The following is a 23,461-nucleotide window of genomic DNA, read 5'->3' on the forward strand; positions in this document are numbered from 1 at the left end:
CGGGCCTGTCCCGAGTAGCCCGCTTTGCGGGCATATCGAGGGAGGCGCTTGCGCCCGAAACCGACAGGCTCGATCTGAAAATGCGCGTCGGATCCGCTGCGCTTGATCCGACCTGCGGGAGTCGGCGTAATTTCTAGCCGGCGTCGCGGTCGAACTGGCGGTAGCGCAGGGCTTCCGCCACGTGCGCCGTGGCCACGGCCTTGGCGCCGGCCAGGTCGGCGATGGTGCGCGCCACCTTGAGCACCCGGTGGTAGGCGCGCGCCGACAGCGACAGGCGCGTCAGCGCCGCCACCAGCAGCTGCCGCGTGGCCTCGTCCAGCACGCAGTCCCGCTCCAGCTCCTTCGGCGTCAGGGCGGCGTTGGCCTTGCCGGCGCGCGCTTCCTGCAGCGCCCGCGCCTGCGTCACCCGCGCCCGCACCACGGCGCTGCTTTCCGCGGCGGGCGCGTCCCTGGCGGTCAGTTCGGCGGTGTCCAGCCGCGGCACGAACACCTGCAGGTCGATGCGGTCGAGCAACGGCCCGGACAGGCGGCTGCGGTAGCGCAGCACTTGGTCCGGCGTGCAGCGGCAGCGTCCGGCGCTGTCGCCGAGGTAGCCGCAGGGACAGGGATTCATCGCCGCCAGCAGCTGGAAGCGCGCCGGGAAGTCCACCTGGCGGGCGGCGCGCGAGACGGTGATCTGGCCGCTTTCCAGCGGTTCGCGCAGCACTTCCAGCACGTGGCGATCGAATTCGGGCAGCTCGTCGAGGAACAGCACGCCGTGATGGGCCAGGGTGATCTCGCCCGGCCGCGGCTGGGTGCCGCCGCCGACCAGGGCCACGCCGGAGGCGGTGTGATGCGGCGCGCGGTAAGGGCGCCGGCCCCAGTCCTGCGGGTCGAAGCCGGCGGCGCTGACCGAGGCCACCGCCGCCACCTCCAGGGCCTCGTCCTCGCGCAGCGGCGGCAGGATGCCGGGCAGGCGCACCGCCAGCATGCTCTTGCCGGCGCCGGGCGGCCCGCACATCAACAGCGAATGGGCGCCGGCGGCAGCGATTTCGAGCGCACGCTTGGCCTGGAACTGCCCGCGCACCTCGGACAGGTCGGGAACGGTCAAAACGGGTGCGCTGCGCGGTCGCGGCGGCACGCTGGCCAGGCCGTCGCCGTGCAAAATGGCGCATAACGCACCAAGTTGGCCCGCCGTCTTCAACTCACAATCGCCCGCCAACAGGGCTTCCGCGACGTTTGCTTCCGGAACGAGCAGTTTGCGCCCCATTTTGGCGCATTTGATTGCCGCCGACAGAACGCCGCGCACCGGACGGATCTCTCCGGTCAGCGACAGCTCGCCCAGCACTTCCAAATCCTGCAGCGCCTGCGCGGGGATCTGGCTGGAAGCGGCGAGGATGCCCAGGGCGATGGGCAGGTCGAAGCGGCCGCCTTCCTTGGGCAGATCGGCCGGCGCCAGGTTGATGGTGACGCGCCGGTTGGGGAACTGGTAGCCGCTGTTGAGGATGGCGGCGCGCACGCGGTCGCGCGATTCGCGCACCGCCGCTTCCGGCAGGCCGACGATCGACAGGCCCGGCAGTCCGGGCGACAGGTCCACCTCGACCGCCACCGGATCGGCCTGCAGGCCGTTCTGGGCACGGCTATGGATGGTGGCAAGACCCATGGGCAGGGGCGCTGGTGCGCTGGCGCCGCGCCTACTCGGTTCCGGCCAGCTTCTTTTCCAGCGACTTCAGTCGCTTTTCCAGGCTGCCCAGCTTGGCCTGGGTGCGGGCCAGCAGTTCCGCCTGGGTATCGAAGCGCTCGCGGCTGACCAGTTCCAGGCGGTCCAGGTTGGCGCGCAGCACGGCGCGGAAGTTGTCTTCCAGTTCCGCCCGCAGGCCCTTCAGGCCGGGGGGGAGCACGCGCGACAGGCGCGCGGCCAGGTCTTCCAGTTGCTTCGGGTCCAGCATGTCGGGGCCTGTTTGCCGTGGTCTGGGCGGGAGTCTAGCGGGCCGCGGCGCGCGGCGCACCGCGGGCCCTGGCGGCTCCGGCCGGGCTGCCGCTGGCACGCTCCATGCTTGAACCGGCTAGCTACGCCGTAGGGGGCTTCTAGACGGCGGGCTCACAGGGCAGTTCTACCGCTGCAGGAAAGAGGAGTTGCATCAATGAAATTAATCACAGCCATCATCAAGCCGTTCAAGCTTGACGAGGTGCGTGAGGCGCTTTCGGAGATCGGCGTCGCCGGCATCACCGTCACGGAGGTCAAGGGTTTCGGTCGCCAGAAGGGCCACACCGAGCTGTACCGCGGTGCGGAATACGTAGTCGATTTCCTGCCGAAGGTGAAGATTGAAGTGGCAGTCACCGACGACAAGCTCGACCCCGCGATCGAAGTCATCACCAAGGCGGCACACACGGGCAAGATCGGCGACGGCAAGGTGTTCGTGCTGACGCTGGATCAGGCCATCCGCATCCGTACCGGCGAAACCGGCAAAGACGCACTGTAAGGAGCTCATGAAAATGCTTTCCCGTACCAACCCTCTCACCAGCACGGCGCGCGTGCTGCTGTTCGCCGCGGTTGCGGCGTTCGGCAACATGGCCATGGCTGATGACGCACCTGCCGCGCCCGCAGCCTCGGCTCCCGCCGCCGCCGCACCTGCTGCACCCGCAGCCGCTCCGGCCGATGCGGCTGCCGCCACCGCTGCGCCTGCCGATGCCGCGGCCGCCGCCCCCACGCCGAAGTGCGGCGACAAGGGCTTCGACTGCAACAAGGGCGACGTGGCGTGGATGATGACCTCCACCGCCTTCGTGTTGTTCATGACCGTGCCAGGCCTGGCCCTGTTCTACATGGGCATGGTCCGCACCAAGAACGCCCTCTCCACCACGATGCAGAGCTTCGCGATTTTCTGCGTCATCTCGGTGCTGTGGGTGGTCTACGGCTACAGCCTGGCGTTCACCGCGGGGCACGACGGCCACTGGTATCAACCCTTCATCGGGTCGCTCGACAAGCTGTTCATGGCCGGGGATGACCCCACCACGGCAGTCGCCGCGACCTTCAGCAAGGGCCAGTACCTGCCGGACTACGTGTACTGCATGTTCCAGCTGACCTTCGCCGCCATCACCGTGGCCCTGATCTCCGGCGGCTACGCCGAGCGCTTCAAGTTCAGCGCGATGATCATCTTCAGCATCCTGTGGTTCACCTTCGCCTACCTGCCGGTCTGCCACATGGTCTGGTACTGGGACGGCCCGGATGCCTACACCGATGCCGCCGCAGCGGCCACCGCCAACAGTCACGCCGGCTTCATCTTCAACAAGGGCGCGCTGGACTTCGCCGGCGGTACCGTGGTGCACATCAACTCCGGCATCGCGGCGCTGGTCTGCGCCATCCTGCTGGGCAAGCGCGTCGGCCTGGGCAAGACCCACATGGCTCCGCACAGCGTGACGATGACCGCCATCGGCACCGGCATGCTGTGGATGGGCTGGTTCGGCTTCAACGCCGGTTCCGCCCTGGAAGCCACCGGCGCCGCCGGCCTGGCCTTCTTCAACACGCTGTTCGGTACCGCCGTGGCCGGTTGCGCCTGGGCGTTGACCGAATGGGTGCTGAAGGGCAAGCCCAGCCTGCTCGGCATCTGCTCCGGCATCGTCGCGGGCCTGGTGGCCATCACCCCGGCCGCCGGCTACGTCGGCCCGATGGGCGCGCTGGTTGTCTGCGCCGTCGCCGGTGTGGTCTGCCTGCTCGCCTCGACCAAGGTCAAGGCCATGCTCGGCTACGACGACGCCCTCGATACCTTCGGCGTGCATTGCGTCGGCGGCATCATCGGCTCCATCGGCACCGGCATCTTCGCCAACCCGAAGTTCGGTGGCCAGGGCGTGTATGACTACGTCGCCAACAAGACCGCCGATTTCGATGCCACTGCGCAGATCATCTCGCAGCTGTGGGACATCGGCATCACGCTGGTCTGGTCGGGCGGTGTTGCCCTGGTGGTGCTGCTGCTCCTGAAGTACACCATCGGCATCCGTTCCAGCGACGCGGACCAGGAAGAAGGTCTGGATCTGGCCGATCACGGCGAGAAGGCTTACAACTACTAAAGCTTCTCGCGACATACCCTTTCCTAACAGGGGTTGTAACCTGGGCGGGCCGGCAACGGCCCGCCCATTTTTTTGGGCTTTACGCAAAGATTGCAAAAGCCTCAGTCTCCGATTGCTGCGGTGGTCCCTCCCTCGATACGTGCCGCTTCGCGGCACTATTCGGGACGGTCGAAGAAGCAAGGTGGTTGCGCAAAACACCCGGGACGAACGGAGTGTGTGTTTGGGGCTGATTTTCACAGACCGGTCGGCCCGGTTCTTGAACAGTAAATCCCCGTAGCCAGCTTCAACTCCCTCAAGCGCCAGAACCCTGCCGCACCCCAAGCAGGACAAGGACGCTTATTTCAACAGTCCCGACATGGATGTCGGGCTATCTTGGACAGGATGTTCACAGTGCTAGACTTCAAGGAACAAGTTTCCGATGGAAATAAAATCATGAAAATGCTGATTGCGATCATCAAGCCGTTCCGTCTCGATGCGGTGCGCGAAGCCCTGGCCGACGCCGGGGTGCAGGGCATGACGGTTACCGAAGTGCGCGGGTTCGGCCGCCAGAAGGGCCATACCGAGCTGTACCGCGGCGCCGAATACACGGTCGACCTGTTGCCGAAGATCAAGCTCGAAGTGGCGCTGGCGCCGGACACGGTGGACAAGGCGATCGACGCCATCCAGAAGGCGGCCAAGACCGGCCAGATCGGCGACGGCAAGATTTTCGTTTACGATCTGAACCAGGCGGTGCGCATCCGCACCGGCGAGTCCGGCGTCGGCGCGGTCTGAACCGCGGGGTCGCGCCCGGAGCCAAGGGATAAATAGGAGAACGGGGAGTCTCATGCGAACCACACCAGGGATGGGATTGGCCGGTCTGGCGGCCGCGTCGCTGTTTTTCTGCGCCGTGGCCGGCGCCGACACCAAGCTGTACCGTTGGGTCGACAAGGACGGTCATGTGCACTATGGCGACCAGCCGGCGCCCAATGCCAAGACGGTGAATCCGAAGGTTCCCGGCAGCGAGGATGCGCAGGATGCCGCTGACGCGGCGGCCAAGGCCGCCGCCGACAAACAGGCGGCGGACTGCAAGAGCAAGAACGACGAGCTGGCCCGCTACAAGAGCGCCACCAGCATCACCGAGACCGACGCCCTGGGCAACAGCAAGGACTACACCGCCGAACAGCGCGATCAGCTGGTCGCCAGGACGCAGAAATACGTCAACGACCACTGCGGCGGCACGCCCCCCGGCGGCTGAGGCGGGCCCGGCGTCACCAGACTGAACCACCGGGTTCCCTCGCCCCTGGAGGGGTGAGGGGACGAAGTCTACAAATCCTTCCCGCGGTCTTTACAGCGCCAGCGCCTGCTTGACGAAGTTCGGCAGCGCGAACGCCGCGTGGTGCGTTTCCACGTTGTAGAACTTGGTGCCCAGCGCGGCGATGGCGGCCTCGTCCAGGCGCTGCGCCAGCGGGCCGGCGGTCTTCTGCGCCACCGAGGCGGACCACCAGCCGGACGGGTAGATCGGCTGCGGGAAGTGCAGCATGCGGGTCTGGGCGAAGCCGGCGTCGCGCATGAAATGGTGCATTTCGGCGATCAGCTCCAGGTGCAGCAGGGGCGATTCCGACTGCTGCACCAGCATGCCGCCCGGGCGCAGGGCCTTGAGGCAATCCACATAGAACTTGCGGCCGAACAGGCCTTCCGCCGGCCCCACCGGGTCGGTGGAGTCGATGATGATCAGATCCAGGCTTTCGGGCGCCACTTCCTTCATCCAGGCGATGCCGTCGCCGAAGAACAGGGTGGCGCGCGGGTCGCCGTTGGCCACGCACAGCTCGGGGAAATACTGCTCGGACAGGCGGGTGACGCGCTCGTCGATCTCCACCTGCACCGCACGCTGCACTTCCGGGTGCTTCAGCACCTCGCGCAGGGTGCCGCAGTCGCCACCGCCCACCACCACCACGTCGCGCGGGCTGGGGTGGGAGTTGAGCATCGGGTGCGACATCATCTCGTGGTAGAGGAAATTGTCGCGGGTCGAGACCATGGTGCAGCCGTCGATGGTCATCAGGTAGCCGAAGGTTTCGGTCCGGTAGATCTCGATTTTCTGGTAGGGGGTCTGCTCGGCATGTACGCGCTCGCCCAGCTTGAGCGAAAATGCCGTCCCGGTCTGGTCGACGGGCTCGGTGAACCAGCTGTTATCGAGGGACATGCGGAGCGCTCCTGGTCATACGGCCGTATTGAGCCGCGCAGTATAAAGGCGAATGGTTACGAAAATGAGTAGCGACGGCATGAAACAGGCTAATTGGACCCCTCAGGACGCCTCCGAGCTGTACAACATCCCGCAATGGGGCGAGGGCTATTTCGGCGTCGGGCCGGACGGCCACCTGCGCGTGCGGCCATACCGTGAGCGCTCCCCGGTGGAAATCGACCTGTACGAGCTGGCCCAGCGCCTGCCGCGCGAGGGCCTGGAACTGCCGGTGCTGGTGCGCTTCACCGACATCCTGCACGACCGCGTCGACGCCCTCACCGGGGCCTTCGCCGAGGTTATCGCCGAATACGACTACCGCGGCGCCTATACCGCCGTCTATCCGATCAAGGTCAACCAGCAGCGCGACGTGGTCGAGGCCATCGTGCGCCACGGCGGCAAGCGCGTCGGCCTGGAGGCCGGCAGCAAGCCCGAGCTGGCGGCGGTGCTGGGCGTGGCCCCGGCCGGCAGCGTCATCGTCTGCAACGGCTACAAGGATCGCGGCTATGTGCGCCGTGCCCTGATCGGCCAGAAACTCGGCCACCGCGTCTACATCGTGGTGGAGAAGCCGGGCGAGTTGGCCCTGGTGCTGGAAGAGGCGAAGATCCTCGACGTGACGCCGCTGATCGGCCTGCGCGTGCGCCTGGCCTCGATCGGCGCCGGCAAGTGGCAGAACACCGGCGGCGAGAAGTCCAAGTTCGGCCTGTCCTGCACCCAGGTGCTGGAATCGCTGGAGCTGCTGCGCCAGGCCGGCGCGCTCGACGCCCTGCGCATGATCCACTTCCACCTCGGCTCGCAGATCGCCAACGTGCAGGACATCCAGCGCGGCATGCGCGAGGCCGCGCGCTTCTACGCCGAGCTGCGCGCCCTCGGTGCGCCGATCGACACGGTGGACGTGGGCGGCGGCCTCGGCGTGGACTACGAGGGCACCCGCTCGCGCTCCTCCTGCTCGATGAACTACAGCCAGCGCGAATACGCCCGCAACATCATCCGCACCCTGCAGGAAGTCTGCACCGAAAGCGGCCAGCCGGAGCCCAACCTGATCAGCGAATCCGGCCGTGCGCTCACCGCGCATCATGCCGTGCTGGTCACCGGCGTCATCGACCATGAGGCGGCGCCGGTGACCACGCCGCCGGCACCCGGGAAGGACGAGCCGGGCATCCTGCACGAGCTGCATGAGCTGCTGGCCGAGGTCGCCACGCGCGGCCCGCTGGAATGCCTGCACGATGCGGTAACCTTCCTCGGCGAGGCGCAGTCGCAGTACACCCACGGCCTGCTCAGCCTGACCCAGCGCGCCTCCGCCGAGCAGACCTACTTCGCCGTGTGCCGCGCCGTGGTGCCGCGGCTCGACGCCGGCATCCGCGCCCACCGCGAGGCGCTGGACGAGCTGCGCGAGAAGCTGGCGGACAAGTACTTCTGCAACTTCTCCGTGTTCCAGTCCGTGCCGGACGCCTGGGCCATCGACCAGGTGTTTCCGATCCTGCCGATCCACCGCCTCGACGAGCGCCCTGATCTGCGCGCCACCCTGTGCGACCTGACCTGCGACTCCGATGGCCGCATCGACCACTACGTCGACCGCGGCGGCCTCGAGCCCACGCTGCCGGCGCACGCGCTGGAGGCGGGCAAGCCGTACCTGCTGGGCTTCTTCATGGTCGGGGCCTACCAGGAAATCCTCGGCGACATGCACAACCTGTTCGGCGACACCAACGCCGTCAACGTGGTCATCGACGGCGATGCCTGGAAGCTGGAAGGCGCCGAGCATGGCGACCGCACCGACGAGCTGCTGCGCTACGTCCACTTCGCCCCCGAAGAACTGGCCCAGGCCTACCGCAAGAAATTCGCGGGAAGCGACATGCCGGCGGCGCAGCGCGCGGCGCTGCTGGCGGAACTGGAAGCGGGACTGTCGGGGTACACCTACCTGTCGTAAGCCGTAGGGTTCTTCCAGGCGCATGCGGCACCGGACCGCCCTGCGGAACATTCGTGTTGCCCGGCCGGGCCGCCGTGGATGCCTTCGTGTCCGAACCTGCTGAAAACGGCCCTCGCAGATGGCCGCTTCGAAGAAGCGGATGTGATGCCCGCGATGCCGGATCAAAAAGCCCGCCCCGGGCATTGGCTTCGAGGCGGCGAATTCGGCCCGTCCGCTCGCTGCCTCCGCCGCCCGATAGAGGGTTTACCCTAAGAGCCTGTAACAGAATGAATCGCACCTGCGTTGCAGTCCAAAATCGCGTCAGGCAAGGCGGAGGGGTGAGCCATGGTGATTCCATGGCTCAGCCTGACAACGCGGCATGGCGCGATTTTGGGCGCAACCCTCCGGGACGGGGCCATTTTTGCGCAGTGCTGCGCCGGCCAGAGCGCACCATGGAATCACCATGCCGCACTCTGTCCGACTTGCACTGCGCAAAAATGACCGCCGTCGCAGGCGCGATTCATTCTGTTACAGGCTCTTAGTCCCTCGACAGGCCATGCCGGCATTGTTTGCTGCTACCATGAATCCAGCGGCATAAAACGATAGTCGCGGTCTGCGTCGTCAAGGCGGGGCCGGCGCGGCGGATTCCGGAGGAGGCCCATGAGGCGCGAGAATCCCTATTTTGGATTCAAGAAGGATCGGGCGAAAACCTACGCACTGTGGGAACGGTTCAATTCCGGCCTGGTTGCGGTGGAAGAGCTTCATGATCCCTATGAGCGTTTGCTGATCGAGGATTGGCACCGTTGTGCCCGGCTGGGCCTGGACGTGCACAAGAAGGTCGGCGAGCGCCTCGGCGACGAGGAACTGCTTGCGCACCTGGAAGGTGGGCGCCAGTTGCTCGATGTCGCCCGTCCGGTAATCGACCGCATCGGCGGCTGCCTCAGCGACGTGCCGGGCATTCTCATCCTGGCCGATAGCAGTGGTTTGATCCTGCACATCGCCGGGGACAAGGAAGTGCGGGTGCTGGCGGCGGAGCGTTCCGGCATCGTCGAGGGCTCCTGCTGGTCGGAGTCGGTGGCCGGTACCAACGGCGTGGGCACGGCATTGAGCAAGCGCCGGCCGGTGCATGTCTACTCGGCCGAGCACTATTGCGAAGGCTGGCATGCCTGGACCTGCGCCGCCACGCCGATCCTGGCGCCGGGAGGCAAGCTGTGCGGGGCCATCGACTTCACCACGACCGACAAGAACTATCGCGACCAGGCCATGGCCCTGACCTGCTCCCTGGCCAACGCCATCCAGGCCGATCTGCAACTGGTGTTCCAGCTGGAGCGGAATTTCCTGCTGCAGCACTACCAGAAATTCGAACGGCGCAACGCCACCGAGAGCCTGATATGCGTGGATGGACGCGGCCGCCTGGTTCGCAGCAGTTCGGCTAGCGCCGGCCGCAGGTTTGCCGAACTGGGCGCACAGGGAATGGCCGGCTCGCCGATGGTGCGCGACATGATTCCGGTCATCATGCCCGACAATGGCCGGCGCGCCGGCACCATCTACGTCGTCGGCGATCTGCGTGGTGCCGTGGAGCCCGGCAGCCGCGCGGCGCCGGAATCGGCGATGCCGCGGACAGCCGCCCGGGCTCGCAGGAGCCCGCCGAGGACCGCTCCCCTGGAGGCGCCGCCCTCGGCCGCCGCCGAGGGTCTGGCGCGGGCGGAAGCGAACGAAGCCCTGGCCGAACACCAGATCATCTTCGACAACGCCATCGTCGGCATCTGCCAGACGCGGCAGCGAATCATCGTCCGCTGCAACCAGCGCTTCGAGGAAATGTTCGGCTACTCGCCCGGTGAGCTGACCAACCAGTCCATACGCATCCTCTATCCTTCGTCGGAATCCTTCGACCAGATCGGGCAGAGCGGCTACGAGCACCTGCAGACCCATCACACCTACTCCGACGAGCGGGTGATGCGGCGCAGGGACGGAGCGCTGTTCTGGTGCAATGTCGCCGGCAAGACGCTGGACCCGGCCAATCCCGCGCGCAACGCCATCTGGATATTCCAGGACATCTCCAAGCGCAAGCGCGCCGAGGAGGCCTTGCAGCGCGCGCACGAGCGGTTGGAGCTGAGAGTGCAGGAGCGCACGGCCGAGCTGCGCCAGGCCTACGACACGCTGCGGGCGGAGATGGAGATGCGCCAGGTGGCGGAACAGGCATTGATCGCCAGCCGCGAGAAGTATCGCGTGCTGTTCGAGACCTTCCCCATCGGCCTGTCCATCACCGACGAGCAGGGCGACGTCATCGAGATCAACCGCTCGCTCAGCCGCATGACCTCGCAGGCAACCCAGGCGGCGCTGACGCGGGATCTGAAGATCGCCGGCGCCTGCGTCATCAACCCCGACGGGACTCCGCAGGCGCGCGAGCAGCTGCCGAGCTTCCGCGCACTGCGCGAGCAACGGGCGGTGCACGACGCCGAACTGGGCGTGCGCTACGCCAGCGGAAAAGTGCGTTGGTTCAACGTCACCGCGGCGCCGATCCCGGTCAAGGGATACGGGGTGGTCATTGCGCATACCGAAATCACCGGGCGCAAACGCAGCGAGGAACTGGAACGCCAGCAGCGCTCCGACCTGGCGCGCGTGTCGCGCCTCAATACCATGGGCGAGATGGCCGCGGCCCTGGCGCACGAGCTCGGCCAGCCGCTCAGCTCGACCCTGAATTATCTGCACGGCTGCCAGCTTCGCCTGGACGATGGGCAATACGACAAGGAGCTGTTCCGCTCGGCAATCTCCCAGGCCATCCACCATGCCGAGCAGGCCGGCGGCATCGTCAAGCACATCCGGCAGTTCGTACGGCGGCATGAGCCTGAAACGGTCCTCACCGACATCAATGCGCTGATCCGGGAGATGGCGGCATTCCTGGAATTCGAGCTGCACGAATACGGCACGGGCCTGCGCCTCTCGCTCGCCGAGGGACTGCCGGCCGTATTGCTCGATCCCCTTGAGATCAAGCAGGTGATCGTCAACCTGATCAAGAACGGCATCGACGCCATGTCCGAACTGCCGAAGGAGCAGCGCCTGCTCGAGGTGTCCACCCGACCCAAGGGGCGGCAGTGGGTCGAAGTCGAGGTTGCCGATCGCGGCCCGGGCATCACCACCAAGGACTCCACCCACATCTTCGACGCCTTCTTCACCACCAAGCACAATGGTCTCGGCCTTGGGCTGGCGATCTGCCGCACCATCGTCGAATCCCACGGCGGGCGCATTACCGCGGCTCGAAACGTCCACGGCGGAGCCACCTTCAGCTTCCGGCTGCCGATCAGGACGGGCGCTTCATGAGTCCGGACGCACAAACCGTTTTCGTGGTGGACGACGACAAGTCCCTGCGGGACTCGTTGCGCTGGCTGCTGGAGTCGATCCGCCTGCAAGTCGAGACATTCGACTCGGCCGAATCCTTCATCGGCGCCTTCGATCCGCTGCGCTCCGGCTGCCTGGTGCTGGACGTGAGGATGCCCGGCCTGAGCGGCCCGGAGTTGATGGACCGCCTCAATCGGCTCGGCTCCTCCCTGCCGATCATCTTCCTGTCCGCGCACGGCGACGTGCCGCTGGCGGTGCGGGCGATGAAAGGCGGCGCGGTGGATTTCCTGCAGAAGCCGTACAACAACCAGCTGTTCATCGAAAGGGTGCGCGAGGCTCTCGATCGCGACCTGCGCCAACGCCAGGAGCGTCGGCGCCATGACGGCGTCTCGGCCAGCCTCGCCGCGCTGAGCGAACGCGAGCGGCAGGTGCTGGAGCGTGTGGTCGCCGGCAAGAGCAACAAGGTCATCGCCAGGGAGCTGGACATCAGCCACAAGACGGTGGAAGCCCACCGCAGCCGGCTGATGCAGAAGATGGGTGCCTCGTCTTTCGCCGAGCTGCTGCAGATGGTGCTGACCGGCGGCGAGCAGGCTGCCTAGGGATTCATCAGAGATTCCCTAGCTCGCCCGATCACCACCGGTATCGCGGCGGGGTAGGGAACACCCTATGTCGTCTGGTGCACGTCCTAATTGTTGTGCCCCACAGCACCTCGAATAATGCATTCGAGGCTGGCGCGGGGGTCCGCGTAAGCAGCCGCGGCTCCACAGGGGTAAACCATGGCGATATTGGTAAGCATCGACAACGGCGGCACGCTCACCGATGCCTGCGTCATCTACGGTGAGCAGGTATTCCACGCCAAGACCTTGACGACGCCGCACGATCTGACCGCATGCTTCGTCGAGGTGTTGCGCGAAGCATCGCGCCGGATCTACGGCGAGCCGCGACTGGCGGCGCTGCTCGAGGAAGTCGACTACATCCGCTACTCCACCACCCAGGGAACCAACGCCGTGGTGCAGCGGCAGGGGCCGCGCCTGGGCCTGGTGCTGAGCCAGGGCACGGATGCAGGCTCGCTGCTGCGCAACGCCGAGGAGCGGGAGCTGTTTGGCGTGATGGTCGGAGACCGCGTCGGACACATCGACCTCGGACTTGACGGCGAAGCCTTCGAAGCCGCCCTTTGCGGTGTGATCAACGGGCTCATCTCGGCCGGCGCCAACCGCATCGTGGTCAGTCTGAGCGGTGCCTCGCTGCAGGCCGACGAGGCCAGGGTCAAGGCGGTGACCCTGCTGCGTTACCCGCGGCATCTGCTCGGGGCCGTGCCGATCCTGTATTCGCACCAGCTCTCCGACGACCGGGACGACGCCCGCCGCAGCTGGAGCGGCCTGCTCAACGCCTACCTGCACCCGGCGATGGAGCGCTTCCTCTACAACGCCGAGAGCGTGCTGCGCCAGCACCGTACCAAGAACCCGCTGCTGATCTTCGGCAACGACGGCACCTCGTCGCGAGTGGCCAAGTGCATCGCGCTGAAGACCTGGGGCTCCGGTCCGCGCGGCGGCATGGAGGGGGCCAAGGCGGTCGCCCGTCACTATGGCGGCAAGCGTCTGGTCACCATGGACATCGGCGGCACCACCACCGACATCGGCGTGGTCGACGGCGCCGGTGTGCGCGAGCGGCGCTGGGGTCAGCTCGAGGACATCACCATCTCGTTCCCCCTGTGCGACGTGGAGAGCCTGGGCGCGGGCGGCAGTTCGGTGTTTCGGGTGAAGGACGGCCGCATCGTCATCGGGCCCGAAAGCGTCGGCAGCACGCCGGGGCCTGCCTGCTTCGGTCGCGGCGGGCGGCAGGCGACCATCACCGACGCCTACCTGCTGAAGGGCATCCTGGATGCGGAGTCCTACTTCGGCGGCAACCTGCGGCTGGACCCGGAACGCGCGGCGGCGGCGATACAGAACGATGTTGCCGCACCTCTGGGGGTGACGCTGGAACAGGCGCTGGCGCTGATGGAGCGCGCCTACCAGGACAGGATCGCCTCGGCGATCGCCCCGCATGTACCGCAACCCGCCGGAACCTCCCTGCTGGCCTTCGGGGGCGCCGGCCCGATGTCGGCTTGCGGCGTGGCGGAAGCACTCGGCATCGGCGAGATCATCGTGCCGCGCCTGGCGGCGGTGTTCAGCGCCTTCGGCATCGGCTTCTCCGACATCGCCCATGGCTATGACGCCGCCTTGCCTCTGCCTTCCGACGAAGCACTCAAAGGCATTCTGACCGATCTGGTCGGGCGCGCCGAGCGCGACATGTACGCCGAGGGCTTCGATCTCTCCGAATGCATCGTGGAAAAAGCGGTGAATTTCACGCGCAAGGGCGAGGAGGCCACGCACCAGCTCAACGGTTCATCGAAGCTCCCGGCCGGCATCGGCGTCGATGACAGCCCCAGGGTGAAGGTGCTCGCCACCAAGCGCATTCCCCACTTCTCGTTCAAGCCGCTCGACGGCGTCGAAGGCGCGCCCGCGGTGTCCTCGCGGCTGCGCAAGGGGCTGCCGTTGTACCGGCTGGAAGAGCTGCAGCCGGGGCAGCACGGCGCGGGGCCGGCGCTGATCGAGGAGGAATACTTCACCTGCCAGGTGCAGGCGGGCTGGAGTTTCCACATCAACGAAAACCTGGACATCGTCCTGCGGCACACCAAGGGTACCGTGCAATGAAAGTTCCCGTGACCGAATACCTCGAGATCGATCTCGAGCGCGAATTGTGGCTGTGCCGCCGCTGCGGCCATGAGGTTGGCCCGGCGCGGCAGGCCTACAAGGAAGGCCTGCTGGTCTATGCCCGCGATCCGGCCGAGATCCACAAGCCGATCCTCGATCCGGCGCTGTACGAGTTCACCTTCGCCCCGGACGGCAAGTGGATCAGCATCCTCGAGTACTACTGCCCGGACTGCGGCGTGATGATGGAGACCGAGTATCTGCCGATCGGCCACCCGCCGCTCAACGACATGCAGTTCGATCTGGACGCGCTCAAGGCGCAATGGAGCGGCCGCGAACCGCTTACCGAGGCGGAGCTGGCGGGACCGGATCCGGTGGGGATGTCGCAGCATCATCATTCACACAAGCAAAAACACGAACACGGCGGGAGGTGAGACATGAAGCGAGTCGCGGTCGACATCGGCGGCACCTTCACCGACTGCTTCGTGGTGTGGGATCAGCATTACATCCAGTCCAAGGCACTGACCACCCACCACAACCTGTCCCTCGGCTTCCGCGAAGCCCTGGCCGGCGCCTGCGCCAGCCTGGAGCTGGACGTGCAGGAGGCCCTGGCGCAGGTCGACTCGGTACGCTACGCCACGACTCTCGGCACCAATGCCCTGATCGAGCGCAAGGGGCCCCGGGTTGCGCTGCTGGTTACGGCGGGCTTTGAGAGCGCTGTACCGCTGTCGCGCGGACGCGGCTATGGCGAAGGGCTGGACATGCGTTACCAGCAGGACCTGCCGTCCGCCTGCAGGCCGGACGCGCTGGTGCCGATCCCGATGATCGCCGGAGTGCGCGAACGTCTCGATGCCGCCGGCCAGGTGCTGCTGCCGCTGGACGAGGCCGACCTGCGGCAGAAGATCCGCAAGCTGGTCGATCGCGGTGCGCAGGCCTTCGTCGTCGGGCTGATCAACTCGGTCGTCAACCCGGCGCACGAACGCCGCGTCGAGCAGGTCCTGCTCGAGGAATATCCCGAACACATGCTCGGCGCGATGCCGGTGGTGCTGTCGCACAAGGTCGCCGGGCGCAAGGGCGAGTACGTGCGCCTGTCGTCCGCGATCATCGACGCCTTCCTGCACGATGTGATGTACCACGGACTGAGCAGCCTGGAACTGAACCTGCGCGAATCGAGCTATTCCAAGCCGATGCTGGTGATCCACAACTCCGGCGGCATGGCGCAGCTCAATTCCACCGATGCGCTGCAGACCATCCATTCCGGCCCCGTGGCGGGCGTCAGCGCCTCCGAGCATCTGGCCGAACAGTGCGGGCTCGGCAATGTCATCTGTACCGACATGGGCGGCACCAGCTTCGACATCGGCCTGGTCGTGGAGGGCGGCATCAAGCACTACGATTTCAACCCGGTGATCGAACGCTGGCTGGTCAGCGTGCCGATGATCCATCTGGTCACGCTGGGGGCAGGCGGCGGTTCCATCGTCAGCTACGATCGCCTGCACAACACGGTGCAGGTCGGGCCGTCCAGCGCCGGTTCGGATCCCGGCCCCGCCTGCTACGACCGCGGCGGCCTCCAGCCCACCGTGACCGACTCCGACCTGCTGCTCGGCTATCTGTCGCCCGACGAATACGCCGGCGGCCACATCAAGCTGAAAAGCTCCAGGGCCAGGATGGCGGTCGAGGACAAGCTGTGCGAGGAACTCGGCTGCTCGGTGGTCGAAGCGGCGAAGATGATCAAGCGCCGGGTCGACGCCAACATGGCCAACGGCATCTTCCAGGAGCTGCGTTCACGCGGCTACGATCCGCGCTCCTTCACCATGCTGGCCTACGGCGGCAACGGTCCGCTCCATGCCTGCGGCATCGCCAACGTGCTGGGCATCAGCCGCATCCTGGTGCCGCCGTTCTGCTCGGTGTTCTCCGCGGTGGGCGCCGGCAACATGCACCAGCTGCACATCCACGAGCGTTCGCTGTTCATGTACGTCTACGACAGCAACACGCGCAAGCTGTTCGCCGACTATTCCGGCTTCAACGCCATCGCCGGGGAGCTGGAGGCGTCCGGCGTGCAGGACCTGCTGCGGCAGGGCATGCGGCGCGAGGACATCCGGCATCGGCTGGAAGTGGACATGCGCTACGGCAACCAGCTGGTGCAGACCACCGTGGTGGTGCCCGGCTCGCGCCTGAACAGCATGGACGAGGTGATGGACCTGATTCGCCAGTTCTCGGTGGACTACGGCAAACGCTTCGGCAAAGGCAGTGAGGCGCCGGAGGCCGGCATACGCATCAACACCATCCGCTCGCTCAGTTATGTCGAGCTGGACACGGTGCAGTTCAAGGATCTGCGGCCCAGCGGCAATACCCGGCCGGCGCCGCCGCCGGCGTCCATCCGCAAATGCCACTTCGTCGGCTCGGCCGAGCCGCTCGATACCAGGGTCTACGACATCGCCCAGCTTGCGATCGGTCATCTCGTCGAAGCGCCGGCGGTGGTGATCTCGCCGACCACGACCTATCTGGTCGAGCCGGGCTGGCGCCTGGAGATCGGCGAGCACGGGGCGGCGTGGTTCACGCGACTCGGCGCCGAGCTTGCACCGGCGGCCAAGCGCAGCGTGCGTTCGGCGCAGAAAATCACCGCCTGAGCCAGGCGCAGCGGACAATACCAGGAGCACCCCATGGGTAAAGTGGAAAAGCCGGGCCAGGCCGTGCGCGAACAGGCGCTGATCGACCAATTTCTCGCCGACAACGTGCTGTTCCTGGGCCCGGACCCGGAGATCATGCACGAGCATGACATCGCCCCGATTGCCGAACTGGAGCGCGAGGCGATGCGCAGGGAATCGGACCCGGCAGTGCTGGCGCTGATTCGCGATCGCCTGCAGGCCGGCGCCAACGAAGCGTTCGAGATGCTCGAGCAGATGGGAGCCGCTCCGGGCGCCAAGTGGGGCGACCTGATCACGGGCGTCTATACCGCCAGCGGCGACCTGGCGGTGTCCAGCGCCGGCGGCGTGCTGATTTTCGCCTCGCTGGTGCACCACCCAGTGAAGTTCATCAACAAATACTGGACGACCGACACCAGCGTGGGGGTGCGCCCCGGCGACGCTTTCATCCACAACGATGCACGCTACGGCAATATCCACAACACCGATCAGAGCATGATGCTGCCGATCTTCCACGACGGCAGGCTGGTCGCCTGGGCCGGCGCCACGGTGCACGAGGGCGAGAACGGCGCCATCGAGCCGGGCGGCATGCCCTCCCTGGCGGAGCAGGTCTACGAGGAAGGGTTGAAGATGTCGCCCTTCAAGATCGTCGAGAACTACGAGCTGAAGAAGGATCTCGTTACCTTCCTGCAGAATTCCGTGCGCGAGCCGAAGCTGCAGTACGAAGATCTCAAGGTCAAGTTGTTCGTCTGCCGCCGCATCGAGGAGCGGGTCAAGTCGGCGATCGAGGAATTCGGGCTCGACGCCGTGGTATCGGCGCTGCGCGGGGGCCTGGAGGATACGAAAAAGGAAGTGAGCCGCCGTGTCTCCGCGTGGCCGGATGGGACGGTGCGCAGCATGATCATCGCCGACGGCACCTTGCGCGAGAACTGCCTGATCAAGATCAATCTCGCCCTGACCAAGAAGGGCGACGAGCTGATCTTCGATTTCCGCGGTTCCAGCCCGGAATTCGCCAACCGTGCCAACAACACCCTGCTGTCCTCGCTCAAGGGCATGCTGTGCCAGCTGTTCCTGGTGTTCGTCTGGCCGGACCTGCCGCGCAACCAGGCGGTATTCGCGCCGATCCGCGTCATCACCGACGACAAGTCGGCGCTGCACTCCTCCTACACCACGCCCAACGCGCAGAGCATGATGACCTTCTTCCCGGCCTTCACCGCCGGGCAGCAGGCGGTGGCCAAGTTCCTCTACGGCTGTCCGGAAAAGTTCACCAAGGTCATCGCGCCCTGGCACAACATGATTCACACCTTCATCTACGGCGGCATTACCCAGCACGGCGAGATGGTCGGCAACCTCTGCGCCGATCTCAACGGCATGGGCGGCGGCGCCCATGCCGATCGCGACGGCGAGCATGCCGTGGCGCCGATTTTCGCGCCGATGGCCGACCTCGGCGAGCAGGAGATGAACGAGGAGGAAGTGCCGTTCATCCAGATCGTCAGCAAGAAGCTGATGAAGGACAACCAGGCATTCGGCAAGTATCGCGGCGGCCAGGGTTACGAGATGATCGCTTCCAGCCTCGGCAGTCCGCTGTGGGGCTTCATGTGCAGCTGCATCGGCTCCAAGATCCCGTCCACGCCCGGCTTGTTCGGCGGCTACTCGTCGCCGACCTACCCGCTGTGCAAGATCAAGGGCGCCGATGTCTTCGAGGTGTGGAAGACCGAGCCGCAGAAGTTCGAGTTCTCCATCCCGCGCCTGATGAACGAGCGGCCGTTCAAGGGTGCCAGCTACACCTCGCACCATTCGGGGCTGCAGTTCGAGATTGCCAATCGCGGGGATCTGTACATGATCACCCAGGGCAGCGGCGGCGGTTACGGCGATGTGCTGGAGCGCGATCCGGAGCTGGTGATCCGCGACCTGGAGGAAGAGCTGATCTCCCACGAAACGGCCCGCGACATCTATCGCGTGGTCTACAACCCGGAAACCCTGCTGCTCGATCGCGCGGCCACGGAAGCGGCGCGCGCCGCCGAACGCAAGGCGCGCAAGGCGCGCGGCCTGCCTTACAAGGCATTTCTCAAGCAGTGGGCGACCGAGGAGCCTCCGCCGCACCTGCCGTATTACGGCTCCTGGGGCGAGGATCGTTCCACGATCTACGCCGGACCGTTTGCCGGCGTACCCCGCGCCAGGATGAACGCCGCGGCGATCCAGCCGGTGTATATGCCCAATCCCAAGGATGTGAAGATCGCAGAGCTGGAGCGCCGTATCCAGATGCTCGAGCGCGGCGCTTCGGTCTAGGAAAAGCGCATGCCGACGATCCAGCATCTGCAGCACGGAGTTCGGCCGCAGCGGCCGCTGCGGCGCGGCGGGACGGGAGCCGCACCCTGATGGACGCCTGTATCGTCGGCTGGGGGCATTCCCATTTCGGCCGCTTGCCGGACAGCTTCGAATCCCTGATCGTCCAGGTCACGCGCGCCGCACTGGACGATGCCGGCATCTGTGCCGGCGATGTCGATGCCGCGTGGCTGGGACACTACAACAGCGGCTTCGTGCCTGAATCGTTCTGCTCCTCCCTGGTGCTGCAGGCCGACGACGGCCTGCGCTGGAAGCCGGTGACGCGCGTCGAGAATGCCTGCGCCACCGGTTCGGCCGCCGTGTTCGCCGCCCTCGACGCGATCGAAGCCGGGCGGGCCCGCATCGCCCTGGTGGTCGGCGCCGAGAAGATGACCGCGGTGGCCGGCGCCGAGACCACTCGCATCCTGGCCAGCGCCAGCTACGTGAGCGAAGAGGCGGACCGTGGCCTGACCTTTCCCGGCCTGTTCGCCGGCATCGCCCGCGCCTATTTCCAGAAGTATGGCGACCATGCCGCAACCCTGGCCCGGATCGCGGCGAAAAATCACGCAAATGGCGTCAACAATCCCTACGCGCATATGCGCAAGGACCTGGGCTTCGAGTTCTGCAACACCGTGTCGGAGCAGAACCCGCTCATCGCCGCGCCGTTGCGCAAGACCGATTGCTCCCTGGTTTCCGATGGCGCGGCCGCCCTGATCCTGGCCGATGCCGCCACGGCACGAACCATGCGCAAGGCGGTGCGCATCCGCGGCCGCGCCCAGGTGAACGACTTCCTGCCGTTGTCGCGGCATGACATGACCTCGCTGCAGGGACCGCGCCGGGCCTGGGCGCAGGCTCTGGCCGCCGCGCGCTGCTCGGTGCGGGACCTGTCGCTGCTGGAGGTGCACGACTGCTTCACCATCGCCGAGCTGCTGCTGTACGAGGCGCTCGGCCTGGCGCCGGAAGGACGTGGCGCCGAGGTCCTGGACAGTGGACTGGTCTATCCGGGCGGCGGCCTGCCGGTGAATCCTTCGGGCGGCCTCAAGGCCAAGGGGCATCCGATCGGGGCAACCGGGGTGTCGATGCATGTGCTGGCGGCGATGCAGCTGTGCGGCACCGCTGGTGCCATCCAGGTGGAATCGCCGCGATTGGCCGGCGTGCTCAATATGGGAGGAAGCGCGGTGGCCAACTACGCCACCATCCTGGAGGCGACGGCATGAACCTGGCCCGGCTGCTGCTGCGAACCGCGTTGGCCTCCCCCGAGCGTCCGGCGCTTTATCTGGGCGAAGAGTTGATCTGCGACTACGGCACGCTTGCCGGGCGCGCGGCCCGCGTCGGCGGCTTCCTGCAAGGGCGGCTCGGCCTGCCGCCGGGCGCGCGTGTCGGCATCTGGATGGCCAATATCCCCGCATACCTGGAAGTGCTGTACGGCGCCTGGTTCGCCGGCCTGGTGGTGGTGCCGATCAATGCCAAGCTCCATCCGCGCGAGGCGGAATACATCCTGCGCGACGCGCAGGCTACCGTGCTGTTCGTATCGGAGGATCTGGCTGGCGGCATCGCGCCGCTGCTGGACGGCCACCCGGCGATCCGCCACGTGTTTGTCCCCGGCACCGCCGAATACCGATCCCTCCATACGGCCAGGCCCCTGGGTGACATCCACCAGCGGGACGCCGATGACATCGCCTGGCTGTTCTACACCTCCGGTACCACCGGCCGTCCCAAGGGCGTGATGGAGACTCACGGCAACCTGCTTGCCATGATTTCCTGTTACTTCATGGACGTCGACGCGCCCTCCGGGGACGACGCCCTGGTCTATGCGGCACCGGCCTCGCACGCGGCCGGCATGCTCAATTTTCCGCATGTCATCGCCGGGGCCCGGCACATCATGCCCAGGTCGGCGGGCTTCGACCCGGCGGAGTTGGTCGAGCTGGCATCCTGTCATGGACGCCTGTCCTTGTTCGCCGCTCCAACGATGATCAAGCGCCTGGTGGATCACGTCCGTGATGCGGGTGCCGATTCTTCGTTGTTCAAGACCATCGTCTATGGCGGAGGCCCGATGTACGTCGCCGATGTGCGCCAGGCATTGGACGTGATGGGCAATTGCTTCGTGCAGATCTACGGGCAGGGCGAGAGCCCCATGACCATTACCGCCCTCGGCCGCCATCACCTGCAGGACAGCGGCCACCCGCGTTACCTCGAGCGCATCGCCTCGGTCGGCGTTGCGCAGAGCCTGGTCGAGGTACGCGTGGCGGACAGCCATGGCGTGACGCTGCCCGCCGGTGAAGCCGGTGAAGTATTGGTGCGCGGACCCAGCGTCATGCGAGGCTACTGGAACAATCCGGAGGCGACAGCCAAGACTGTGCGCGATGGCTGGCTCTTCACCGGCGATGTCGGCTGCCTGGACGAGGACGGCTTCCTCACGCTCAAGGATCGCACCAAGGACGTCATCATCAGCGGCGGCTCCAACATCTACCCGCGCGAAGTGGAGGAAGTGCTGCTGCAGCACCCGCAGGTGCACGAGGTCTCGGTGGTGGGGCGCCCGCACGCGGAGTGGGGTGAGGAAGTGGTGGCCTTCGTGGTGGTGAAGAGCGGTTGCGCCATCGAAGCGGTCGAGCTCGATTCGCTGTGCCTGCAGAACATCGCGCGCTTCAAGCGGCCGAAGCATTATCAGTTTGTCCATTCCCTGCCGAAGAGCAACTACGGCAAGGTGTTGAAGACCGCGCTGCGCGAGAGCCTGGCGCAGGAGTAGCGCGCACGTGGCTGGCGGCAGGGGCAGTGGATCGTGGCGTAGTCCCGCTGTCCTGGATCCGCGCCGATGCCGCGGCGATGAATGGAGAGGAGAGAAAGAATGAGCGATGCGGACGATTTCCGCTTGGATGGCAAGGCGGCCCTGATCACCGGCGGTGCGCGCGGCATCGGCGCGGAATGCGCCAGGGTCCTGGCCGCCGCCGGCGCCGACGTGATGCTCACCGATCTGCCGGGCCCCACGGGGCCGGCTACGGCCGAGTCGATTGCCGGCGGCAGGGCCGCCTATCGGGATCTTGATGTCACGCGCGAGCAGGATTGGATCGCCGCAATCGATGCCACCATTTCCACCTTCGGCCGCCTCGACATCCTGGTCAACAACGCCGGCATCGAGATCATGGGCGAGATCGCCGACGTCTCGCAGGACGAGTTCCGCCGTATCATGGCCATCAACGTCGAAGGCGTTTACCTCGGCTGCAAGCAGGCGGTCCGGGCGATGCGGCCCCGCGGTCGAAGCGCGGGCGGCGGTTCCATCATCAACATCTCCTCGGTCGCCGGCATGGTCGGCGTGCCCTGGTTGTCCGCTTACAGCGCCAGCAAGGGCGCCGTGCGCACCTTGACCAAGGGCGTGGCGGTCGAATGCGGCCGGCTCGGCTACGGCATCCGCTGTAATTCCGTGCATCCGGGAGTGGTGGCGACCGAAATGGCGGAATCGTTTTTCCGCAAGAACCAGGCCCTGGCCGGAGCCGAGTCCTTGGAGCAGATCGCCACCGTTTTCACCCAGGCCCATCCCATTGGCCGCATGGGCGTTCCGCGGGACATCGCCAATGCCGTGCGCTTTCTCGCCTCGGATGCCGCGGCCTGGATCACCGGTGCCGAGCTGGCGGTCGATGGCGGCTGGACCGCGACCTAGGAAACCCGTGGGTGACGGAAGCCCAGCCCGGCGACACGGCCAGTATCAGACCTGAGGAAACATACTTGCTTCGGATTCGGCCAATTGACCTGACACTGACCGAACGCGAGGAGGAGATTCTGGCCTTTTTGATGCGCGGAAAGTCGAACCGGGAGATCGCAACTTGCATTTTCCGGTCGGAAGATACTGTCAAGTATCATCTGAAGAATATCTACCAGAAGCTCGGCGTCAGTGGGCGCCTTCAAGCGATTCTCGTTGCAATCGACATGCATCCGGTGAATCCTCCGCCGGAAGCGACGGCACGCCAACTCCCACGCTGACGTCCAGCGGACGCCGGCGACCTCTTCGGTAACAGCCAGCACCAGGCCGCCACTACATTTGAACGGCGCCTCCATCGACGAATACTTCTGTTCCAGTCATAAAGCCTGATTCGCTCGAAGCCGGGAACGGCGCCGCTGCCGCACCGGAATGCCTACATGACTGTAGTGCAGGTTGCGGATACCGGGCTGCGGACGGCTACACGCTGGCCTCTCGACACACCGCTGCGCGTGCACTCGGGGCGAACCGGGATTGGCGTTGTTCAGCTGGAGAACCGCCCTTGCCTGGGCCCCCACCGCACAGCGCGGAAGGGCCCAGGCTGAAGCC

18 protein-coding genes and 1 pseudogene are annotated in these 23,461 nt (G+C 66.2%); 15 read left to right on the forward strand and 4 right to left on the reverse strand.

Going from position 1 to position 23,461, the window contains the following annotated elements; genetic code table 11:
* Positions 1-133: 133 nt before the first annotated feature.
* Together BP26_RS0117700 and BP26_RS0117705 are read right to left on the reverse strand one after the other, a co-directional pair.
* Positions 134-1,642, reverse strand: coding sequence for a YifB family Mg chelatase-like AAA ATPase (locus BP26_RS0117700; RefSeq protein ID WP_029921896.1), 1,509 nt, complete (start codon positions 1,640-1,642; stop codon positions 134-136).
* 31 nt (positions 1,643-1,673) lie between these two features.
* A complete protein-coding gene (locus BP26_RS0117705) occupies positions 1,674-1,928 on the reverse strand; it encodes an accessory factor UbiK family protein (protein ID WP_029921897.1) in 255 nt (84 codons plus the stop codon).
* A gap of 195 nt (positions 1,929-2,123) precedes the next feature.
* Between BP26_RS0117705 and glnK the strand changes: the two genes are divergently transcribed.
* The 4 genes from glnK to BP26_RS0117725 all read left to right on the forward strand — a co-directional run bounded on the left by glnK (position 2,124) and on the right by BP26_RS0117725 (position 5,278).
* The gene (glnK, locus tag BP26_RS0117710) at positions 2,124-2,462 is read left to right on the forward strand and encodes a P-II family nitrogen regulator (RefSeq protein ID WP_029921898.1); all 339 of its coding nucleotides are present in this window, start codon (positions 2,124-2,126) and stop codon (positions 2,460-2,462) included.
* Between the two features lie 7 nt (positions 2,463-2,469).
* Positions 2,470-4,044, forward strand: a complete 1,575-nt coding sequence (locus tag BP26_RS0117715; RefSeq protein WP_245611836.1) for an ammonium transporter — start codon at positions 2,470-2,472, stop codon at positions 4,042-4,044.
* A gap of 432 nt (positions 4,045-4,476) precedes the next feature.
* Entirely contained in the window at positions 4,477-4,815 is a 339-nt protein-coding gene (locus tag BP26_RS0117720) for a P-II family nitrogen regulator (RefSeq protein WP_029921900.1), read from the forward strand.
* A gap of 52 nt (positions 4,816-4,867) precedes the next feature.
* Positions 4,868-5,278: a DUF4124 domain-containing protein gene (locus tag BP26_RS0117725; RefSeq protein ID WP_084183194.1), complete on the forward strand. Its 411-nt coding sequence runs from the start codon at positions 4,868-4,870 to the stop codon at positions 5,276-5,278.
* Between the two features lie 90 nt (positions 5,279-5,368).
* Here the strand turns inward: BP26_RS0117725 and speE are convergent, their stop codons facing one another.
* Positions 5,369-6,223, reverse strand: a complete 855-nt coding sequence (gene speE, locus BP26_RS0117730) for a polyamine aminopropyltransferase (protein WP_029921902.1) — start codon at positions 6,221-6,223, stop codon at positions 5,369-5,371.
* Positions 6,224-6,302: 79 nt separating this feature from the next.
* Between speE and speA the strand changes: the two genes are divergently transcribed.
* The 11 genes from speA (at position 6,303) to BP26_RS30685 (ending at position 23,136) form a co-directional block, all read left to right on the forward strand.
* A complete protein-coding gene (gene speA / locus BP26_RS0117735) occupies positions 6,303-8,186 on the forward strand; it encodes a biosynthetic arginine decarboxylase (RefSeq protein WP_029921903.1) in 1,884 nt (627 codons plus the stop codon).
* A gap of 639 nt (positions 8,187-8,825) precedes the next feature.
* A complete protein-coding gene (locus BP26_RS27805) occupies positions 8,826-11,486 on the forward strand; it encodes a PAS domain S-box protein (protein WP_051749118.1) in 2,661 nt (886 codons plus the stop codon).
* Positions 11,483-12,103 (forward strand): response regulator transcription factor, encoded by a 621-nt coding sequence (locus BP26_RS0117750; RefSeq protein WP_029921904.1) that lies wholly within the window; start codon positions 11,483-11,485, stop codon positions 12,101-12,103. The genes BP26_RS27805 and BP26_RS0117750 overlap by 4 nt, the downstream gene beginning before the upstream one ends.
* A 177-nt stretch (positions 12,104-12,280) precedes the next feature.
* Positions 12,281-14,197 (forward strand): hydantoinase/oxoprolinase family protein, encoded by a 1,917-nt coding sequence (locus tag BP26_RS0117755; RefSeq protein WP_029921905.1) that lies wholly within the window; start codon positions 12,281-12,283, stop codon positions 14,195-14,197.
* 8 nt (positions 14,198-14,205) lie between these two features.
* A complete protein-coding gene (locus BP26_RS0117760; RefSeq protein ID WP_051749119.1) occupies positions 14,206-14,628 on the forward strand; it encodes an acetone carboxylase subunit gamma in 423 nt (140 codons plus the stop codon).
* A gap of 3 nt (positions 14,629-14,631) precedes the next feature.
* The gene (locus BP26_RS0117765; protein ID WP_051749120.1) at positions 14,632-16,821 is read left to right on the forward strand and encodes a hydantoinase/oxoprolinase family protein; all 2,190 of its coding nucleotides are present in this window, start codon (positions 14,632-14,634) and stop codon (positions 16,819-16,821) included.
* Between the two features lie 33 nt (positions 16,822-16,854).
* Positions 16,855-19,125, forward strand: coding sequence for a hydantoinase B/oxoprolinase family protein (locus BP26_RS0117770; protein ID WP_029921908.1), 2,271 nt, complete (start codon positions 16,855-16,857; stop codon positions 19,123-19,125).
* 89 nt (positions 19,126-19,214) lie between these two features.
* Complete coding sequence (locus tag BP26_RS0117775) at positions 19,215-20,378, forward strand: acetyl-CoA acetyltransferase (protein WP_029921909.1); 1,164 nt, start codon at positions 19,215-19,217, stop codon at positions 20,376-20,378.
* On the forward strand, positions 20,375-21,907 hold the full coding sequence (locus BP26_RS0117780) for an AMP-binding protein (protein WP_029921910.1): 1,533 nt from the start codon (positions 20,375-20,377) through the stop codon (positions 21,905-21,907). The genes BP26_RS0117775 and BP26_RS0117780 overlap by 4 nt, the downstream gene beginning before the upstream one ends.
* Before the next feature lie 99 nt (positions 21,908-22,006).
* On the forward strand, positions 22,007-22,816 hold the full coding sequence (locus BP26_RS0117785) for a glucose 1-dehydrogenase (RefSeq protein ID WP_029921911.1): 810 nt from the start codon (positions 22,007-22,009) through the stop codon (positions 22,814-22,816).
* Between the two features lie 11 nt (positions 22,817-22,827).
* Positions 22,828-23,136 carry a helix-turn-helix domain-containing protein gene (locus BP26_RS30685; protein ID WP_029921912.1) on the forward strand — a complete coding sequence of 103 codons (309 nt, stop codon included), beginning with the start codon at positions 22,828-22,830 and terminating at the stop codon, positions 23,134-23,136.
* 52 nt (positions 23,137-23,188) lie between these two features.
* Here the strand turns inward: BP26_RS30685 and BP26_RS31165 are convergent.
* Positions 23,189-23,278: pseudogene (locus tag BP26_RS31165) on the reverse strand (short-chain dehydrogenase); the annotation flags it as partial.
* Positions 23,279-23,461: the final 183 nt, after the last annotated feature.

This window comes from Nevskia soli DSM 19509, from assembly GCF_000711955.1.
Lineage (GTDB): Bacteria > Pseudomonadota > Gammaproteobacteria > Nevskiales > Nevskiaceae > Nevskia > Nevskia soli.